Genomic DNA, 15,970 nt, shown 5'->3' with positions numbered 1-15,970 from the left:
ACGGCCAAAGCGGACAGATCATTTTCTTCACGACCCCAATCAGGACGTACATATGCAGGTAGAAGGCTTTTTTGAATGGCTCGGGCAGGCCATCGGCGCGGTGATTCGCTTCTTCGTCGACGGTCTGGCGTGGTTGTTCAACGGGTTTACCCATGCTGGAGGAAATTTTGTCGATGGCCTGTCCCGCACGCTGGGCATGGACACTTCACTGATCAGCATCGTCGCACTGATCATCGGCCTGATGCTGCTTTACTCGGCTGTCCGGGCATTCATGCGCGCCTCGATCATCCTCGGGATCATCTGGCTGGCGCTGGGCCTGTGGTTGCTGAGCTGGATCATTCATTGATGCGTTGAAGGCTAGCCTGCCGCCATTGTGGGTGAACGGGGCGACGCCTTCGCGAGCAAGCTCGCTCCCACGTAGATACACCGAAGAACCACCATTGCTGTCGATGCAGTGAGGCCTTTGTGGGAGCGAGCTTGCTCGCGAAGACGATGGTTCGGGCACGCTGTTTCCGAAGCCTGTACCGGTCCTTTCGCGAACAATGCGGATCGCCGCCCCGGTCGCTCCTACTGGATCTGTGGTTCGTCGGCCCCTTTGTGAGCAAGCTTGCTTCCACTGTCATGCATTCCAATCAATTGGCGATCATTTTCCCTTCACCACCATCTGCGCTGGCGCTTCGCCCAGGGCTTGCCAGTTCGGGCGGTACATCGATTCGACCTGCGGCGGCGGCACGCGGTACGTACCCGGCGTGACTGCGCGGGCCAGGTAGAGCAGGTGCACGGTGCTGCTGCCGTCGATATCCAGCGCCGCCACGTAACGATCACCGCGGTATTCCTGATGCTTGATCCCGGCGTTTTCCATCGATTCGCGGATCGTCTTCACTTCTTCACTGGCGTCTTCCAGGCTTGCCGAGCTTTGCGCCAGGTTCTGGTTTTCCAGTTCCAGGCCCGCAGGCAGCAGGTCCACCACCAACGCATCCGGTACGCGCTGTTTGGCACCAATCTCCAGATGCACCAGCACCAGTTGCCCGGTTTTCAAGGCGCCGACGTTCAGTGGCGCGCCGCTCAGGCTCAGGTATTCGCGACGAATGCTCAGGTTTTCGCCACCGGCCGCAGGCGCCTGGGTTGGATAACCGGAGACGGTCAGTTGCTGATAGAGCGGCTCGCTGCCTTGATTGTGCACTGAAAGCGGCGAAGCCAGCAGTGCACCGTCCAGCTTGAGGCCCGGCTGTTTGTTGCTCAGCTCGCGGGTTTGAGTGCCGCTGGCGAGGCTGGCGGTCCAGTCCTTCTCCGCCTTACCCAGCAGGTTACGACCGGCAAGGAACAGCGAGTTGCTTTCCTGAGTGGACAGGTAGCGATTGGCGGCCACTTCATCGGCCAAGGCAAACAGGCGCTCGTCACGCCTTTCCCTGGCGAGATCATTTTCTTCCAGCAAGGCCAGAATCAGCGCCTGATCACGCAGCGAGCTGCCGTAGTCGGCCAGCCATTCATTTTTGCGGCTGACTGCCAGGCCGGCGCTCAGGGCCAGATCGGCACGCGGTTTGTCGCCCATCTTCTCCAATGCGACCGCCAGTTGTACCAGCGGCAGCCCGGAGCGGGCGTCACTGCGTCGGTCGAACAGGCTGCGCAAGGCCGCCAGCGGAGCCTGTTGGCTGCGTGACAGCACCAGCCCCGCGTAGGCTTGCACGGCAAAGCGCGTATGTTCAGCGTTCTGGCTGTAATTGACCTGAATCTGCCCTGCATCCTGCAAATAACGCAGCAGACGTTCACTGGCTTTCTTCAGCGCGTCCGGTGGTACGGCAAAGCCCTGATCGCGGGCGCGCAGCAGGAAGTCGGTGACATAGGCGGTCAGCCAGTATTCCTCGTCGCTGTCCGCGCCCCAAAGGCCAAAGCTGCCGTTGTAACGTTGCATGCCCAGCAGGCGCTCGATGCCGATCTCGACCTTGCGCTTGCGTTCGGCATCCGGTTCGCCGCTCAGACCCAGACGCTTGAGGGTCGCCGCGTCGGCATACAGCGATGGATACAGGCCGCTGGCGGTCTGCTCCAGACAACCGTAAGGGTAGGCCTTCAATGCCCGAATCTGTTCACCGATGTTCAGCGGCGGACGGCTCGACAGCGACAGCATGGCTTCGCGACCGGCAGGCTCGAAGGCTTCAAGTGCACCGTCCGGCAGGCTCCAGCTTTGCTCGTTGAGAGTGGCGCGATAATGCCTGAGCATCGCCGGGTAGGCAGGGCGCACACCGATGCTCCACTCGCGAGTGAAGGCGGGCAGGGTTTCACCGGGCAGGTCCAGACCGTCGACCAGCAATTTGATTTTGCCCTGACCCAGTCCACCCTGCGCCAGTACCGGCACTTTAAGGGTGACGCGCTGCCCCTCTTTGAGTTGCAAGGGTTTGCTCTGATCGCCGCCAGGAATGCTCAACTGGCCTTCAGCGCTGATCTTCACGTCCAGTTTCTGTGCTTTGCCCGACAGGTTGGAGATGTCCAGCGCGACGCTGGTCTGGTCGCCACCGGCCAGAAAACGCGGCGTCGACAGCTCGGCGATGATCGGCGCAGCCACCACGGTTTTCGCCTCGGCCATGCCGTAGCGGTCGTCAGTCCAGGCCTGAGCCATGACCCGCAGTTCGCCGTTGAAGTCTGGAATGTCGACACTCGCTTCGCCTTCACCCGCGTCGTTCAGGGTAACCGGCGCGCTTTGCAGTGCCACGATGGTCACGCTGGTGTCCGGACGCTTACCGCCTTTGGCCAGCGCATCACCACCGAATGCCATGCTGGCCAGACGGCCCTGACCGGCTTCGATCAACTGGCCGTAGATGTCCAGTTGGTCCGCGCCATACTGCTTGCGGCCAAACAGACTGGCAAACGGGTCGGGCGTGGCGTAGCGGGTGATGTTGAGAATGCCGACGTCCACTGCCGACACCAGCACTTGCACCTGCCTTGGCACGCTGCCATCGGCATTTTTGGCGACAATCTTGAGTTTAAGCGGCTGTTTGGGGCGCATTTTCTCCGGTGCGGTGACCGTCAGCGCCAGTTTGCGTTGCGCACGATCCAGCGGCAGGTGCAGCACTCCCACTGCGCGTTTCGGTGTGACGTTGGCCTTGCGCTCGCCGGGGCGTATGACCAGAGCGGTGACGTACAGATCGTGGCGCGCCCACTTTTTATCCAGCGGGATTTCATACGATTTGCCCTCGGCCGGCACGTCGATTTCCTTCCACCACAATGGACCTTCGCTGGACTCGATCAGCAGATAGCCCTTGCCCGCAGCGGGTGGAGTGACGGTCACACTGGCGGTGTCGCCGTCGTTGTAGGCCGGTTTGTCCAGCGCCAGCTTGACCTGATCCGGCCTGACCGCGCCGCCATCGGTGTTGTCCTGCCAACGATAGCCCGCCCAGAAGCGCAGGCTGCTGACCATACCGGTGGACGGGTCTTCCACTTCGACACGGTAAGGGCCCCACTCGACCGGGAAGCTGATTTTGGCTGTCGAGTCTTTGGTGATGTTGAGGGTTTCCTCGTTCAGGTTGAGGAATTTCTCGTTGAAGTGGTAGCTCCAGCCATCGTTGGCCGAATAATTCCAGTAGTAGTCGCGGCGCTCACGAATCAACCTGACTTTTACATTATCAGCGGCCAGTTTGTTGCCAGCGGCATCGGCCATCACGATTTCAAATTCGGCCGGGCCGTCGCCGTTGGTCTGCGCCTCGCCCTTGCCGGCTTCGTCGTCGTAGTCATCGCTGCCTGTACTGCTGCCGAACAACGCACGCACGCCGGGCAAGTGCTCGGCAGGCCAGATCGGCTGCACCAGACGACGGGTGATCGGACGCCCGCCGGACTCTTGCAGGCTGGCTTGCAGAATCAGTTGCAGTGGCGATTTGGCTTGCGCCCATTCGCTCTGCACGGCAAGCGTCGAGTGGCCTTCGGCGTCGAGCGTAACGGGCTCCAGCTCCAGGTCGTGCTTGAGGTCTTCTTCGGTGATCGAACCGAACTGATAGCCCGGCAGTTTCGGCACGGCTTCGCGCAGCGGACGCACGTAGACCTGACCGGTCAGGGTATTGCCCGAGGCGGGCGCGCCATACAGGTAGCGGCCAGTGATATCGAACTCGGGGTTGTCAGCAGGCGCAACCGGTGTGTCGCTGCCCTTGAGTTCCAGAGCCAGGCGCTCGGGCAGGAAGTCTTCAACCTTGAATTCATAAAGCTGCGGTTTGCCGTCGCCTAGGTCGAACACCAGTTGCCAGCGACCGGTGGGCGCTTCGTCGGCGAGTTGCAATTGATACTGGTAGAACCCGCTGCTGTCGGCTTCCCAGACGAATTTGCGGCTGACCTGATCATCAGGGCGGCGCACTTCGACGGTGATGGGTTGTGGCTTGACGTTCTTGCCGTCGCTGTCACGCAGCAGGCCGTTGAGCAGCACGGTTTCACCGGGGCGATACAGGTCACGCGGGCCGAAAATGAAGAATTGCAGCGGGTGAGCCTGCGGGCCGGAGATGTCGAACTCGGCCAGGTCCAGCGCCGAGCTGTTCAGGCGCAGCATGCTGGTCTGTTCGTCCTTGTGCGCCAGCACCACCGCGGCCTTGGCTGGCAGCGGCAGTTGAGTGTGGCCGTCGCTGTCGGTCTTGCCCTGGGCGACAACCTTGCCGTTGTCGTCGTACACGTCGATGCTCACATCGCTCAGGGCCTTGCCGCCCTCAAGTGCCTGAGTGAAGACGTCCAGACGGTTGCTGTAACGGTGTACCGACAGGCCGATATCACTGAGGGTGAATAAGGTCGCTGGCTGCGAGTAGCTGTAGGTCCCCGAAGCGCGCATGACCGCCAGATAAACACCCGGCTGTTGCAGGGGTTTGATACCGGCAATCGGCAGCAGCAGGGTCTCACGGGTATTGCGCGCAGGCTTGAGGTCGAAACGGCCGCTGTAGACCAGTTCGGCCATGGGCAGCAGTTCTTCGGAGCTGTAGCTGGACAGGCTCGACGCGCCGTCCCACTGGGCGAGGAAGTTGGGCATCGAGTCGGGTTTGACGCGGAAGAATTCGACATCCACCTTGTCGACGTTCAGGGCGATGACCGGCAGGCCCTCGGCCAGCCGCGTCGGCAACAGGCTGCCACGGCTGGCGAAGCCGACGGTGGCTTGCAGGTCACGGGTTTCCAGACGGCTGATGTATTCGGCCGCGAGTGTGGCCTTGTTGACGGCCTGCAGACCGGCATCGACGGTCAGCACCAGCTTGCGCTGCGGCTCCAGGTGGCGCAGGCGCAATTCCATGAGGTTGTCCGACAGCTCCCAGGCACCGTCGACCTTGCCGTTCTTGCTGTCCACCAGATGAAGTTTTTCGCCGAATTTCTGTTCCGGATCGAGCGGCACGGAAAAGCTCACTGACAATGCGCTTGCGCCGTCGATCTGGATTTCCGACACGTCGATCACGGTCAGTTCGCGTCCTGCGTAGCGCTTGCTCAGCGCGGCGAGGTCGACTGCGGGTTTGGGCTTTGTATCGGTAACCGCTGCCTGGGTCGTGGGTGCCGCGGCTGGCACAGGCTTATCCTGAGAGGAGGAATCACAGGCGCTCAGCAACGCAAGCGCGCAAGCCAGAAACAATCCTTTGTTGAACATGGTGGCACTCATCGGCAACGGTAGAGAGGGTGCGACTATATAACAGTCGTGATGACAAGTATTACTGTCAGATTGAACAGGTAGCCCCTCGCATTCCTCGCACGCCAGCGCAGGACACAGAGCGCGCGATCGTTCCTAACGCTCACCAGCGTGGGAATGCCTTGAGTGACGCTCCGCGTCACAACTGTTCGCTGCGCTGCACATTCACGACCTGGCCACCATCATCTGCACAGCAAAGCCTTGGCGCTCTGGCTACAATGCTCGCCTTGCCGGGAGTTCTCATGTCCACGTTGCTCAACGATTGGCGTCATCGCTCAACCCATCGTCGTGTCTGGGCGCTGGCTGCGCCGATGATTCTGTCGAATATTTCCGTTCCGCTGGTAGCGCTGGTCGACAGCGCAGTGATCGGTCATCTGCCGCACGCGCATCAGTTGGGTTCCGTCGCGGTCGGGTCGACGCTTTACACCTTCCTTGCCTGGGCCATGGGTTTTCTACGCATGGGCACCACCGGTTTTGCCGCGCAGGCGGCAGGGCGCAATGACAGTGCTGCACTGCGCCGGATCCTGTTGCAGGGGCTGTTGCTGGCCGTCGGGCTGGCGTTGTTGCTGGGTGTGATCGCCTTGCCGTTCAGCCATCTGGCGCTGGCGATGATGCAGCCGTCTGCCGATCTGCAGCAAATGACCCTGGAATTCTTCCACACCCGGCTGTTCGGCCTGCCTGCGGCGCTGGCCAGCTATGCGCTGGTCGGCTGGTTTCTCGGCGCGCAGAACGCCAGAGCGCCACTGGCCATTCTGCTCATCACCAATCTGGTCAATATCGCGTTCAACCTGTGGTTCGTCATCGGCCTGGACTGGGGCGTGGTCGGTTCGGCGCGTGCCTCGGTGCTGGCAGAGTGGACCGGCGTAGTGCTCGGTCTGCTGCTGGCCCGCAAGACCTTGCGCGCCTGGCCGGGGCAGATCGTCTGGTCAGCCCTGAGGCTATGGAGTAACTGGAGACCCTTGCTGGCGGTCAATCGAGACATCTTTCTGCGCACACTGGCGCTGCAATCGGTGATGTTCCTGATCACCGTGCAGGGCGCTCGTCTGGGTGACGCAACGGTTGCCGCCAACGCATTGTTGCTCAACGGCCTGCTGTTGACTGCCCATGCACTGGACGGGCTGGCGCATGCAGTCGAGGCTCTGTGCGGCCATGCCATTGGTGCGCGTGACCGGGATACGCTGCGGCGCTCGCTGGTGGTCGCGGGAGGCTGGTCACTGATTGCCAGCGTGGCATTTGCGCTGCTGTTTCTGGTGGGCGGGCATGGGTTCGTCAGCGTGCAGACCGATATTCCCGAGGTTCGCGCAACGGCCATGACCTATCTGCCATATCTGGCGCTGATGCCACTGCTGGCCGTCTGGAGTTACCTGCTGGACGGGCTGTTCATCGGTGCCACCCGTGCGCGTGAAATGCGCAACGCGATGCTGTTCAGCGCAGCAGGCATCGCGCCGCTGGCTTATCTGGCTTCCAGCCACGGCAATCACGCGCTATGGCTGACGTTTCTGGCCTTTACCCTGCTGCGCGGCCTGAGCCTTGGCACCATTGCCTGGCGATTGACGCGCCGCGACGGCTGGTTCGTTCACTGAGTCTTCAAGACCGCACGGTTCTTTTCCGCGAGCCTTTGCGGGGTGTGATTGACGAACATGTCGACCTCGTCGATCACCGGTGCCAGGCCGCTTAACAGCTTGGCAAATGCACCGACCAGCGTGCCGTGGTTAGTGCGCGAGAAGTACAGATCGCGTACTGGCACACCCGCCTCGCGCAAAGCCCGCGCCAGGCCACCGGTGTTGCGTTTGGGGTTGACCAGCGAGTCCGTATTCGAGGCCATCAGCAACGCAGGGGGCGCACTGGAACTGATGTGGTTGATGGGTTGCGAGTCAGGCGGTGAGTTGGGGAAAAAGAACACCGGTTTCACATCGGCCTCCTCGATAGGCAGAAAGTCGTACGGCCCTGCCAGCCCGATCCAGCCGCTGAGAATGGACGGCGACAAGCCTTCACGGGCCAGCCAGCGCGGGTCGAGCGCCAACATTGCAGCGTTATAGGCACCTGCGCTGTGGCCCATCACGTACAAGCGGTCAGGATCGCCACCGTAGGTTTTTGCATGTTTGTGCGCCCAGGCCAGCGCTTTGGCCGAATCTTCCAGAAAGCTTGGGTAGCGCACTTGCGGATAGAGCCTGTAGTCGGCAATCACGACGACCATGCCACGCGCAGCCAATGCCTCGCCGACGAAGGCGTAATTGGCTTTCGAACCGGTGTTCCAGCTGCCACCATAGAAAAACACCACGACTGGCGCGTTGGCCGGTTTAGCCTGCGGGGTGTAAACGTCCAGCGTGTTCCGTGGATCCTGCCCGTAGGCCAGCCCGTAGACATGATCGACAGGGCCGGTCGGATTCAACGTGTTGAGCAGCTTCAAGGGCGAGCAACCGGACAATGCTGCCAGTACGGCACCCGTCATCAGTGTCAGGAAAATCACTCGCATCATAAGGGAAGTGCTCTGGCAGATGAGTCGGATATGCCTCAGACCTTCGCGCTTCGCCCAAGTGCCGCATAGCGGGTGCTATTTCATTCAATAGCGTCCGGATCACCCGAAGAACGGCCATTCACCTTGCTGGCAAAGCTGATGCGCGGGCTGTTCAGTGTCAGGCCATCATCGTCGATCTGCACCGTGCTGGACCCCGCATCCAGCGTGACTTTGCTGCCTTCGCCAAGGTATAGGCAGACCCCGTCTGCGAGTTGCAGCAGTCGGTCAGCGCCAATGACCATTTGCCAGTCGAGGTGCATTTGAACGTTATCGACAGGCGCGGGATCATTCTCGCGGCGCGCCTCCTGTGACGGCAGACAGCCGATGATCAGTGGTGGGTGTTTGTCATTCACAGAAAAGCTCACCGCCACTGACATGCCGGCGCGACATTCGATATCCAGCCCCGGCGCCAGATGCAGCCAGCAGCCACTGCTGGGATCATTCGGGAGCTGCCACTCCCATTCCAGCCGGACGCGCACCCGGCCTGCCGCATCAAGCCTTGCCGGTTCGCCGTTGATGCCGATGATCCAGCCCCGCTGAAGTGGCGCAATGGGCGGTCGCGGCGCCGGGGCAGGCGTTCTGAAGCCGACTTCCCATGGTATGGCCTTGAACTGGTTCGAGTACCGATTTGATGCCCCGCAGTCATTGCCATCAACGAGGCCAAAGCGATGCCGGACTTCGGTGATCAGCCACATGTGGTTCCAGTGCTTCTCGGGATGGTCGGCCAGCGGCAGCAGTTCTGCGCAGGTCACGAACGGCAAGGTACTCTCGCCGGTCGCGTGTTGGCTTGCGCGGCTGCCGGGCAGTTGCGTTGCATGCTCGGTGACGGCAAACCGGGTGACACCGGACTGTTGCGCGAATTGACGCCAGCGTGCGACAGGGCTGCGCGCAAACCCGTGCAGGTTGGCACCGAACACCAGTTCGTGGCGACGTCGTGAATGGACAAAGTGGTAGTGAATGCCTTCTTCTGCGCACAGGCGCTGGACCAGTTGCAGGTCGGATTCCTGATACTGCACGCAACAGTCGCGTTCGCGACACTCGGTCGGCAGGTCAAAACGGAAACAGTTCTTCAGGCCATGTTCTTCGAGCACCTGGGCGATGATCCGGGTGGCGTTCATGTGCTGAAAGATACGCGACTGGTGGCGTAACCCGAGGCAGGCCAGCCGAGGCCCCATTATCAGCGTGTAACACGCCGGGCCGGGTTGGTAATGCTTGCGTGTCGCGCCTTGAATCTGACCGTGAAAGTTCTTCCGGCTTCCGAAGCTCAGCGAGGCAGGTTTGTACATCAGGCCGGTCAGGTCCAGATCCAGGCCGTCACCAAGAATGTCCAGTTCAAATGTAAAAGGCTGGCTGATCGCCTCGCTTGCGCTGAACGATATGACAGTGAAGCAGCGCTGCAGGCGGGCAATTTCCAGACGAAAGAGCGGCGCGCTGGTGGGGTCGGGCATGATGGAGTGCTTCTCTACCGGGAATGCGACCGCGAATTCTGGCGCAGAAAACGGGCAGGGTAGAGGGCTGCAGGTAGAACAGGACGTTGCCTACAAGGAATGTTGGTAGCGGCTTACGATGTGCGCATGACCATCGCGCCAACGCGTAGCATTGGCACCACAGTCACAGTAGATGGAGCCCGATTGCAGGCCCCATCGCAAATCCCGAAATCAGGACGACAGGTACGAAGAGCGTGTCAGCCCCAGGCGCAGGGCGTCGAGGAAGTAGGTACGCTCGCGCGGGGTGATCTTGGCGCTGGCGACCTTGTCCCGGTAATGGGTCATCAGTTCTTCCGGCGACAAATGCACGTAGCGCAGCATGTCTTCGATGGTGTCGTGGGTTTCGATGCCTGCGTGGTAAACACTGCCGTCCGGGTTCTGGTAGATGTTCACCGAGTCGGTATCACCGAACAGGTTGTGCATGTCCCCCAGAATTTCCTGGTAGGCGCCTACCAGGAAGATCCCCAGCAGATAGTCTTCGCCTTCGTTCAATGAGTGCACCGGCATGCTGGTCTCGATGCTCTGCTCATCGACGTACTGCTTGATCTTGCCGTCGGAATCGCAGGTCAGGTCCTGAAGCACGGCGCGGCGCACCGGCTCTTCGTCCAGACGGTGCAAGGGCAGAATCGGCAGCACCTGGCCGATGGCCCAGGTATCGGGCAGGCTCTGGAACACCGAGAAGTTGCAGATGTACTTGTCGGCCAGCTTGTCGTTGAGTTCGTCGAGCACCTGACGGTGTGAGCGTTGACGTGCCTTCAGCGAGTTGTACAGGCGGCGGCAGACGGCGAAGTAGCATTGTTCGCCGAGTGCTTTCTCCGCCAGGCTGATTTTGCCATCGGCGTACTGGGTAGCGATGTCGCTCATGTAGTGCGTGGCACGCCAGTAGGTTTCGGTGACCATTTCTATGTCGGTCGGACCCAGCAGGTCCACCAGCCACTGCACGGTTTCCGGCAGGCTTTCCTTGTCGGAGATTTCCGGCACTTCGTCGTTATGCTTCTCGACGTCGGTCACCTGGACCACCAGCATGGCGTGGTGGGCGGTCAGCGAGCGGCCGCTTTCCGAGAAAATATGCGGGTGCGGCAGGCTTTGCGCATCGCAGAACTCCTTGAGCATGCCGACCACCACACCTGCGTAATCGTCCATGTCGTAGTTGATCGAGCTGGCGTTGCGTGAGTGGGTGCCGTCGTAGTCGACGCCCAGACCGCCGCCGACATCGATGTAATCCACCGGCAGGCCGAGTTTGCGCAGTTCGCCGTAATAGCGGATAGCCTCTTTGAAGCCGTGCTGGTAATCAGCCAGGTTGGCGATCTGCGAGCCCATGTGGAAGTGCAGCAGGCGGATGCCCTGATCGAGCCCGGCCTTGCGGAAGCGCTCGACCACCGACAGCAATTGTGCGGCCGACAGACCGAACTTGGATTTCTCGCCGCCGGTGTCCGCCCATTTGCTCGACGCCAGGGAAGACAGACGCACGCGCAGGCCTACCTGAGGGGCGACTTTCAGCTCGGCGGCTTCTTCGATCACCAGCTCGACTTCGGATTCTTTCTCGATGACGATGAATACGTTGTGGCCCAGCTTTTGGCCCATCAGCGCCAGACGGATGAACTCACGGTCCTTGTAACCGTTGCAGACGATGGTGCCGCCTTTGGGCGCCAATGCCAGCACGGCCATCAGCTCCGGTTTGGAACCCGCTTCCAGACCGATGGAGACGTTCTGCGTGGCGATGATGTTTTCCACCACCGCTTCCTGCTGGTTGACCTTGATCGGGTACAGCGCGGTGTATTGGCTCTGGTATTCCAGGCGCGCGATGTTGCTGTCGAATGCACCGGTCAGTTGACGCACACGGTCTTGCAGAATGTCGGGGAAGCGCACCAGCAAGGGCAGCGACAGGCCGCTCTTGCGCAGGTTGTCGACCTGTTCGTAAAGGTCGATGGGCGAGCTGTCCGGCCCATTGGGACGGACTTCAACGCGACCTGCTTCGTTGATTGCAAAATAACCCGCGCCCCAATGGCGAATACCATAAACGCTGCGGCTGTCCGCAACTGTCCATTGGCTGCCATCGTCTTTGCGTGTGCGTCGTACGGACATCGAAGTCCCCTATAAAGAAGTCGTTGCGCCAGCCAATAGCCAGCTGGGCGCAGTGTAATGAGTTGAAATGACGATTTGATTCGCTGCCCGCTACGCGGATTCAGCCGCCGGACTTTTTAGCCTTGAAGCCTTTTTTGATCAGCTCTGCCAATAGCAGTTCGACGTGATCGCCCTGAATCTCGATCACGCCGTCCTTGAGCGATCCGCCTGTGCCACAGCGCTGCTTGAGGGCCTTGGCGAGGTCCTTGAGCGGCTCTTCTGCCAGCGGGACACCACTGATGGTAGTCACGGTCTTGCCGCCACGGCCTTTGCTTTCCCGGCGCACGCGGGCAATACCGTCACCTTCGGGGATGGCGGTCTGTTTGCAGGTGCAGTCGGCAACGGGCTGACGACAATCCGGGCAGTGACGCCCTGCGTCGGTTGAAAACACCAGGCCACCAAGGGCGGCGAGAGAAGCGGCTTTTTTAGCCACGCAAAAATCCTCTTGTTGAGGACTGAAGATGGGTCGGGCTCACACGAACCATCGACCGCGAAGCCCCACTCTGGCAGGGGCAGCGCTACTGAAACGGCAGGGCCGGTCCAGTTTGAAAAGGTCGCGCAGTGTAACGGCAAACAGACCGGTTGCTAAGGGGCTGGATACGCCAATTTCTGAACACTGGCTTACTGAGCATTCTCTATCTGCTGCAGGTAACGTTTCAGCGCCGCGAGCGAGTCCGGGCAGTAAGGGATTTTTTCAGCCTGATGCAGAACGTCGGCGATGGGCATGAAGCGCGCTTCCAGCACTTCTTCGGGCTGCAATCTCAAGGGCCCGTCCCACACGGCTGAAAACACGGCGCACCAGAGCCGGTTGCCCGGCTGATCGAAGAAAAACCGTTCGTGGGCCTGCAACGGTACGCCACTGACGCCCAGCTCCTCTTCCAGTTCCCGGGCAGCGGACTCGTCATAGCTTTCATCCGCCTGCACCATTCCGCCTGCGGCGACGTCCCAATAACCGGGATAAATCGCTTTGCTCAGTGTGCGCCGATGCACGCAAAGCTCACCGGCACTGTTGAACAGCAGGATATAAGTGCCGCGCCCGATCAGTCCGCGCTCACGCAAATCGGCGCGGACCCGCGAGCCGAGCAGTCGGTCCTGCTCGTCGACCCAGGCGATCTGCTCGGCATCCGAGGCGGCGCGGTGCGCGGCCTCGTTGGCAGGAATAGGCATCAGCCTTGATTCAGCAACTGGCGCAGGTCGATGACCGCGGCGTTGGCACGCGAGATGTAGTTGGCCATGACCAGCGAGTGGTTGGCGAACACACCGAACGGGCTGCCATTCAGAATCATCGGGCTCCACAGCGGTTCCTGGGACGCTTCCAGCTCACGAATGATCTGACGCACGCTGACGGTTGCATTCTTCTTGGCCAGTACATCGGCGAAGTCGACCTCGATGGCGCGCAGCAGGTGCGACAGAGCCCAGGCCTGGCCGCGTGCTTCATAGAACACGTTATCCACTTCCAGCCATGGGGTCTCGACGATTTCCTCGTCTACCTGCGGCACTTCGCCGGGCTTGACCGAAGCAGCAGACTCGGTTTTCAGTGTGCTGTTGAGTTTGACCCGGCCGACACTGGCCGAAAGGCGTTGCGACAGCGAGCCCAGACGGGTGCCGACATCACCCAGCCAGTTGTTCAGGTTGTCGGCGCGGGCGTAGAACAGCGCGCCCTTCTGGTTCGGGTCGGACAAGCGTGCCTGGTAGCGACTCAGAGAGTTGATACCTTCGGCGTATTGCGACTCGCTGGAAGGCAGGACCCAGCTGCGATTGTTGAAGTTGAACAGCGGCTCGGCACGGGCCAGATCGCCATCTTCGGCAGATTGAGACTGGGAACGGGCAAAGTCCTTGCGCAGCGCACGACTCAAGTCACGCACCTGAACCAGTACCCCGTATTCCCAGCTTGGAATGTTATCCAGCCACAAGCCCGGAGGCATGCGGTCGTTGGACAGATATCCACCGCGCTTGTTGAGCAGTGTGCCGGCCACGGTCTTGAGCGTTTCAACGGTCGTGTAACCAATAACCATTGGCTTGCCTTCGCGTTCGGCGGCGGCTTGAGCGTTCTGTTGTACCGGGAACAGTGCAGGCTCTTTGCTCCAGTACCAGCCGACTACCAGTGCAACCAGCAGGTAAATCAAGATCAAGGCGCCCAGAGCGCGGCTATAGAACAGGTTACCCAGGTAACCGCGGCGTTTGACCGATGAAGTGTCAGCGGTGCGCTCACCCGCGCTGCCTGCGCGGTTCTTCCAATCCAGCATGGTAGGGTCCTTTCGATCTTGAGTTGAATGCTTCACGTGGGGTTCGACCGCAACCTTACCCTAAGGTGCGATCGGGGCAGCTGCAAGCTTCGAGCTTCAAGCCAGAAGCGAATTGCTTTCAACTTCCAGGTTGCAACTCAAGGCCTATAGCCAGGCTCTATCAGTCGATTGATTTTGAGTAATGGCTAAGCGCCATCAAAATGTTGTCAAATAAGTGACTTACGGCACTGTTCTGTTGTAACGGAGGTGCTAGCATAGCGCCATCAGCCGTATCGCTCAGTAAAACCACAGTAGTCTCAATATGACCGAGCCAGAAGACCCTAGCCGAGATCGCCTGAAGCATCATTTTGCCCAACGGGTCATCCACCAGGCACGCCAGATTCTGGAGACGTGGCAACGTCTGCAGAAAGCCGAGTGGTCGGCTGGCGACATGGCTGAGCTCAAGGAATCGACGTTGCGTTTACTGCGCTTTGCCGAGCGCTTCGAGCAGGTTGAACACATTTCACTGGCGCATGACATCAACCAGGCACTTGAGGCTGTCGAAGCCAATCGCGGTCGCCTCAACAGCAGCGTCATCACTGACCTCAATCGTCTGATGCAACGTCTCTCCCGCACCGGGCTGCGGCATGGCGACCAGCTTGAGCAAACGTCGCTGCCTCCGCTGCGCAAGCCGGTCTATGTGGTCCTTCAGGACCATGAGCGGGCCGAGCGTCTGGCCAAGCAGCTGGAGTTTTTCGGTCTGGCAGCCCTGTCGCTGCACAGTGTTGCCGAGTTTCAGCGCGCAATGGCGCAACGGCATCCGGCGGCGATTGTCATGGATGTCGATTTCAGCGGGGCCGGTCAGGGTCTGAAGCTGGCCTCACAGGCCCAGGAAGGCCTGGAGCAGAAGCTTCCGCTATTGTTTTTCAGCCTTAACGAAACCGATACGCCCACCCGCCTCGCAGCAGTGCGGGCCGGTGGCGAAGAGTTTTTGACCGGCGCGCTGGAAGCGTCGAGTCTGCTGGAAAAAATCGAAGTTCTGACCTGCGTCGCTCAATACGAACCCTATAAAGTGCTGATCATCGACGATTCCCGCGCTCAGGCAATGCACACCGAACGCATTCTGAATGCAGCGGGAATTGTTACGCGGGTTCTGCTCGACCCGATTCAGGCAATGTCCGAATTGGCGGAGTTCCAGCCGGATCTGATCATTCTCGATATGTACATGCCCGGTTGCACCGGCACTGAGCTGGCCAAGGTCATTCGCCATAACGACCGCTACGTCAGCGTGCCGATCATTTACCTGTCGGCCGAAGATGATCAGGACAAGCAGCTTGACGCCATGAGCGAGGGCGGCGATGACTTCCTCACCAAGCCGATCAAGCCACGTCATCTGATCACCACAGTTCGCAACCGCGCCGCCAGGGCCCGCAGCCTCAAGTCGCGCATGGTTCGTGACAGCCTGACCGGGCTCTACAATCACACGCACATTCTGCAACTGCTGGAAGATTGCAGCTTTCGCTCACGACGCGAGGGCAAGCCGCTGTGCTTTGCCATGCTCGATATCGACCACTTCAAGAAGGTCAACGACAGCCACGGTCACCCGATGGGAGACCGCGTCATTAAGAGCCTGGCGCTGTTTCTCAAGCAGCGCCTGCGCAAAACCGACTTCATCGGTCGTTACGGTGGTGAGGAATTTGCCATCGTCATGCCGGACACCGACATTCAAAGTGCCCATAAAGTGCTTGATGAGATTCGCCATCGCTTTGCGGAGATCCATTATCCCGCGCAGCCGACTGATCTGTTCTGCACTTTCAGCGCCGGGGTAGTTTCTCTGGGGGCGAATGACGACAGCCTGAGCCTTGCGTCACAGGCGGATACGGCGTTGTACTGCGCCAAGCACGCGGGCCGCAATCAGGTGCATTCGGCCCTCGTGGATGTGCCTTATCACGTCGTGTTGACGGAAATCGAGGCCTGATTCCGT

General features: G+C 60.4%; 10 protein-coding genes. 3 read left to right on the top strand and 7 right to left on the bottom strand.

Annotated elements, in window-relative coordinates:
• Nucleotides 1–52 precede the first annotated feature (52 nt).
• Nucleotides 53–346 (top strand): hypothetical protein, encoded by a 294-nt coding sequence (locus KP808_RS21910; protein WP_002555356.1) that lies wholly within the window; start codon nt 53–55, stop codon nt 344–346.
• Between the two features lie 297 nt (nt 347–643).
• On the opposite strand, the gene KP808_RS21905 is transcribed toward KP808_RS21910, so the two are convergent.
• Nucleotides 644–5,593, bottom strand: a complete 4,950-nt coding sequence (locus tag KP808_RS21905) for an alpha-2-macroglobulin (protein WP_230016892.1) — start codon at nt 5,591–5,593, stop codon at nt 644–646.
• Nucleotides 5,594–5,874: 281 nt separating this feature from the next.
• On the opposite strand from KP808_RS21905, the gene KP808_RS21900 reads away from it, so the two are divergent.
• Nucleotides 5,875–7,215 (top strand): MATE family efflux transporter, encoded by a 1,341-nt coding sequence (locus KP808_RS21900; protein ID WP_230016891.1) that lies wholly within the window; start codon nt 5,875–5,877, stop codon nt 7,213–7,215.
• Here KP808_RS21900 and KP808_RS21895 read toward each other — a convergent pair.
• The 6 genes from KP808_RS21895 to KP808_RS21870 form a co-directional block, all read right to left on the bottom strand.
• A complete protein-coding gene (locus KP808_RS21895; RefSeq protein ID WP_230016889.1) occupies nt 7,209–8,111 on the bottom strand; it encodes an alpha/beta hydrolase in 903 nt (300 codons plus the stop codon). The two genes, KP808_RS21900 and KP808_RS21895, sit on opposite strands and share 7 nt — an antisense overlap.
• Nucleotides 8,112–8,191: 80 nt before the next feature.
• Nucleotides 8,192–9,598 carry a type VI secretion system Vgr family protein gene (locus KP808_RS21890; RefSeq protein WP_230016887.1) on the bottom strand — a complete coding sequence of 469 codons (1,407 nt, stop codon included), beginning with the start codon at nt 9,596–9,598 and terminating at the stop codon, nt 8,192–8,194.
• 210 nt (nt 9,599–9,808) lie between these two features.
• On the bottom strand, nt 9,809–11,722 hold the full coding sequence (gene speA, locus KP808_RS21885) for an arginine decarboxylase (RefSeq protein ID WP_004666294.1): 1,914 nt from the start codon (nt 11,720–11,722) through the stop codon (nt 9,809–9,811).
• Between the two features lie 100 nt (nt 11,723–11,822).
• On the bottom strand, nt 11,823–12,194 hold the full coding sequence (locus tag KP808_RS21880; RefSeq protein ID WP_004655683.1) for a translation initiation factor Sui1: 372 nt from the start codon (nt 12,192–12,194) through the stop codon (nt 11,823–11,825).
• Nucleotides 12,195–12,382: 188 nt separating this feature from the next.
• Nucleotides 12,383–12,928 (bottom strand): NUDIX hydrolase, encoded by a 546-nt coding sequence (locus KP808_RS21875; protein WP_230016885.1) that lies wholly within the window; start codon nt 12,926–12,928, stop codon nt 12,383–12,385.
• A complete protein-coding gene (locus tag KP808_RS21870) occupies nt 12,928–14,007 on the bottom strand; it encodes a DUF2333 family protein (RefSeq protein WP_230016882.1) in 1,080 nt (359 codons plus the stop codon). Before KP808_RS21870 ends, KP808_RS21875 begins: the two co-directional genes overlap by 1 nt.
• Nucleotides 14,008–14,308: 301 nt before the next feature.
• Here KP808_RS21870 and KP808_RS21865 point away from each other — a divergent pair, with 301 nt between their 5' ends.
• Entirely contained in the window at nt 14,309–15,964 is a 1,656-nt protein-coding gene (locus KP808_RS21865; RefSeq protein WP_230016881.1) for a response regulator, read from the top strand.
• Nucleotides 15,965–15,970 lie beyond the last annotated feature (6 nt).

It is taken from the genome of Pseudomonas savastanoi, assembly GCF_020917325.1.
In the GTDB taxonomy this organism is placed as follows: Bacteria; Pseudomonadota; Gammaproteobacteria; order Pseudomonadales; family Pseudomonadaceae; genus Aquipseudomonas; species Aquipseudomonas amygdali.
The sequence above is the reverse complement of the archived record's forward strand: the minus strand, read 5'-3'. Positions and strand labels throughout refer to the sequence as shown.

Coding starts and splice junctions, on each gene's coding strand:
- KP808_RS21875 (WP_230016885.1), bottom strand. CDS start 12,928: ATGCCTATTCCTGCCAACGAGGCCGCGCACCGCGCCGCCTCGGATGCC.
- KP808_RS21895 (WP_230016889.1), bottom strand. CDS start 8,111: ATGATGCGAGTGATTTTCCTGACACTGATGACGGGTGCCGTACTGGCA.
- KP808_RS21910 (WP_002555356.1), top strand. CDS start 53: ATGCAGGTAGAAGGCTTTTTTGAATGGCTCGGGCAGGCCATCGGCGCG.
- KP808_RS21890 (WP_230016887.1), bottom strand. CDS start 9,598: ATGCCCGACCCCACCAGCGCGCCGCTCTTTCGTCTGGAAATTGCCCGC.
- KP808_RS21865 (WP_230016881.1), top strand. CDS start 14,309: ATGACCGAGCCAGAAGACCCTAGCCGAGATCGCCTGAAGCATCATTTT.
- KP808_RS21905 (WP_230016892.1), bottom strand. CDS start 5,593: ATGTTCAACAAAGGATTGTTTCTGGCTTGCGCGCTTGCGTTGCTGAGC.
- KP808_RS21900 (WP_230016891.1), top strand. CDS start 5,875: ATGTCCACGTTGCTCAACGATTGGCGTCATCGCTCAACCCATCGTCGT.
- KP808_RS21870 (WP_230016882.1), bottom strand. CDS start 14,007: ATGCTGGATTGGAAGAACCGCGCAGGCAGCGCGGGTGAGCGCACCGCT.
- speA (WP_004666294.1), bottom strand. CDS start 11,722: ATGTCCGTACGACGCACACGCAAAGACGATGGCAGCCAATGGACAGTT.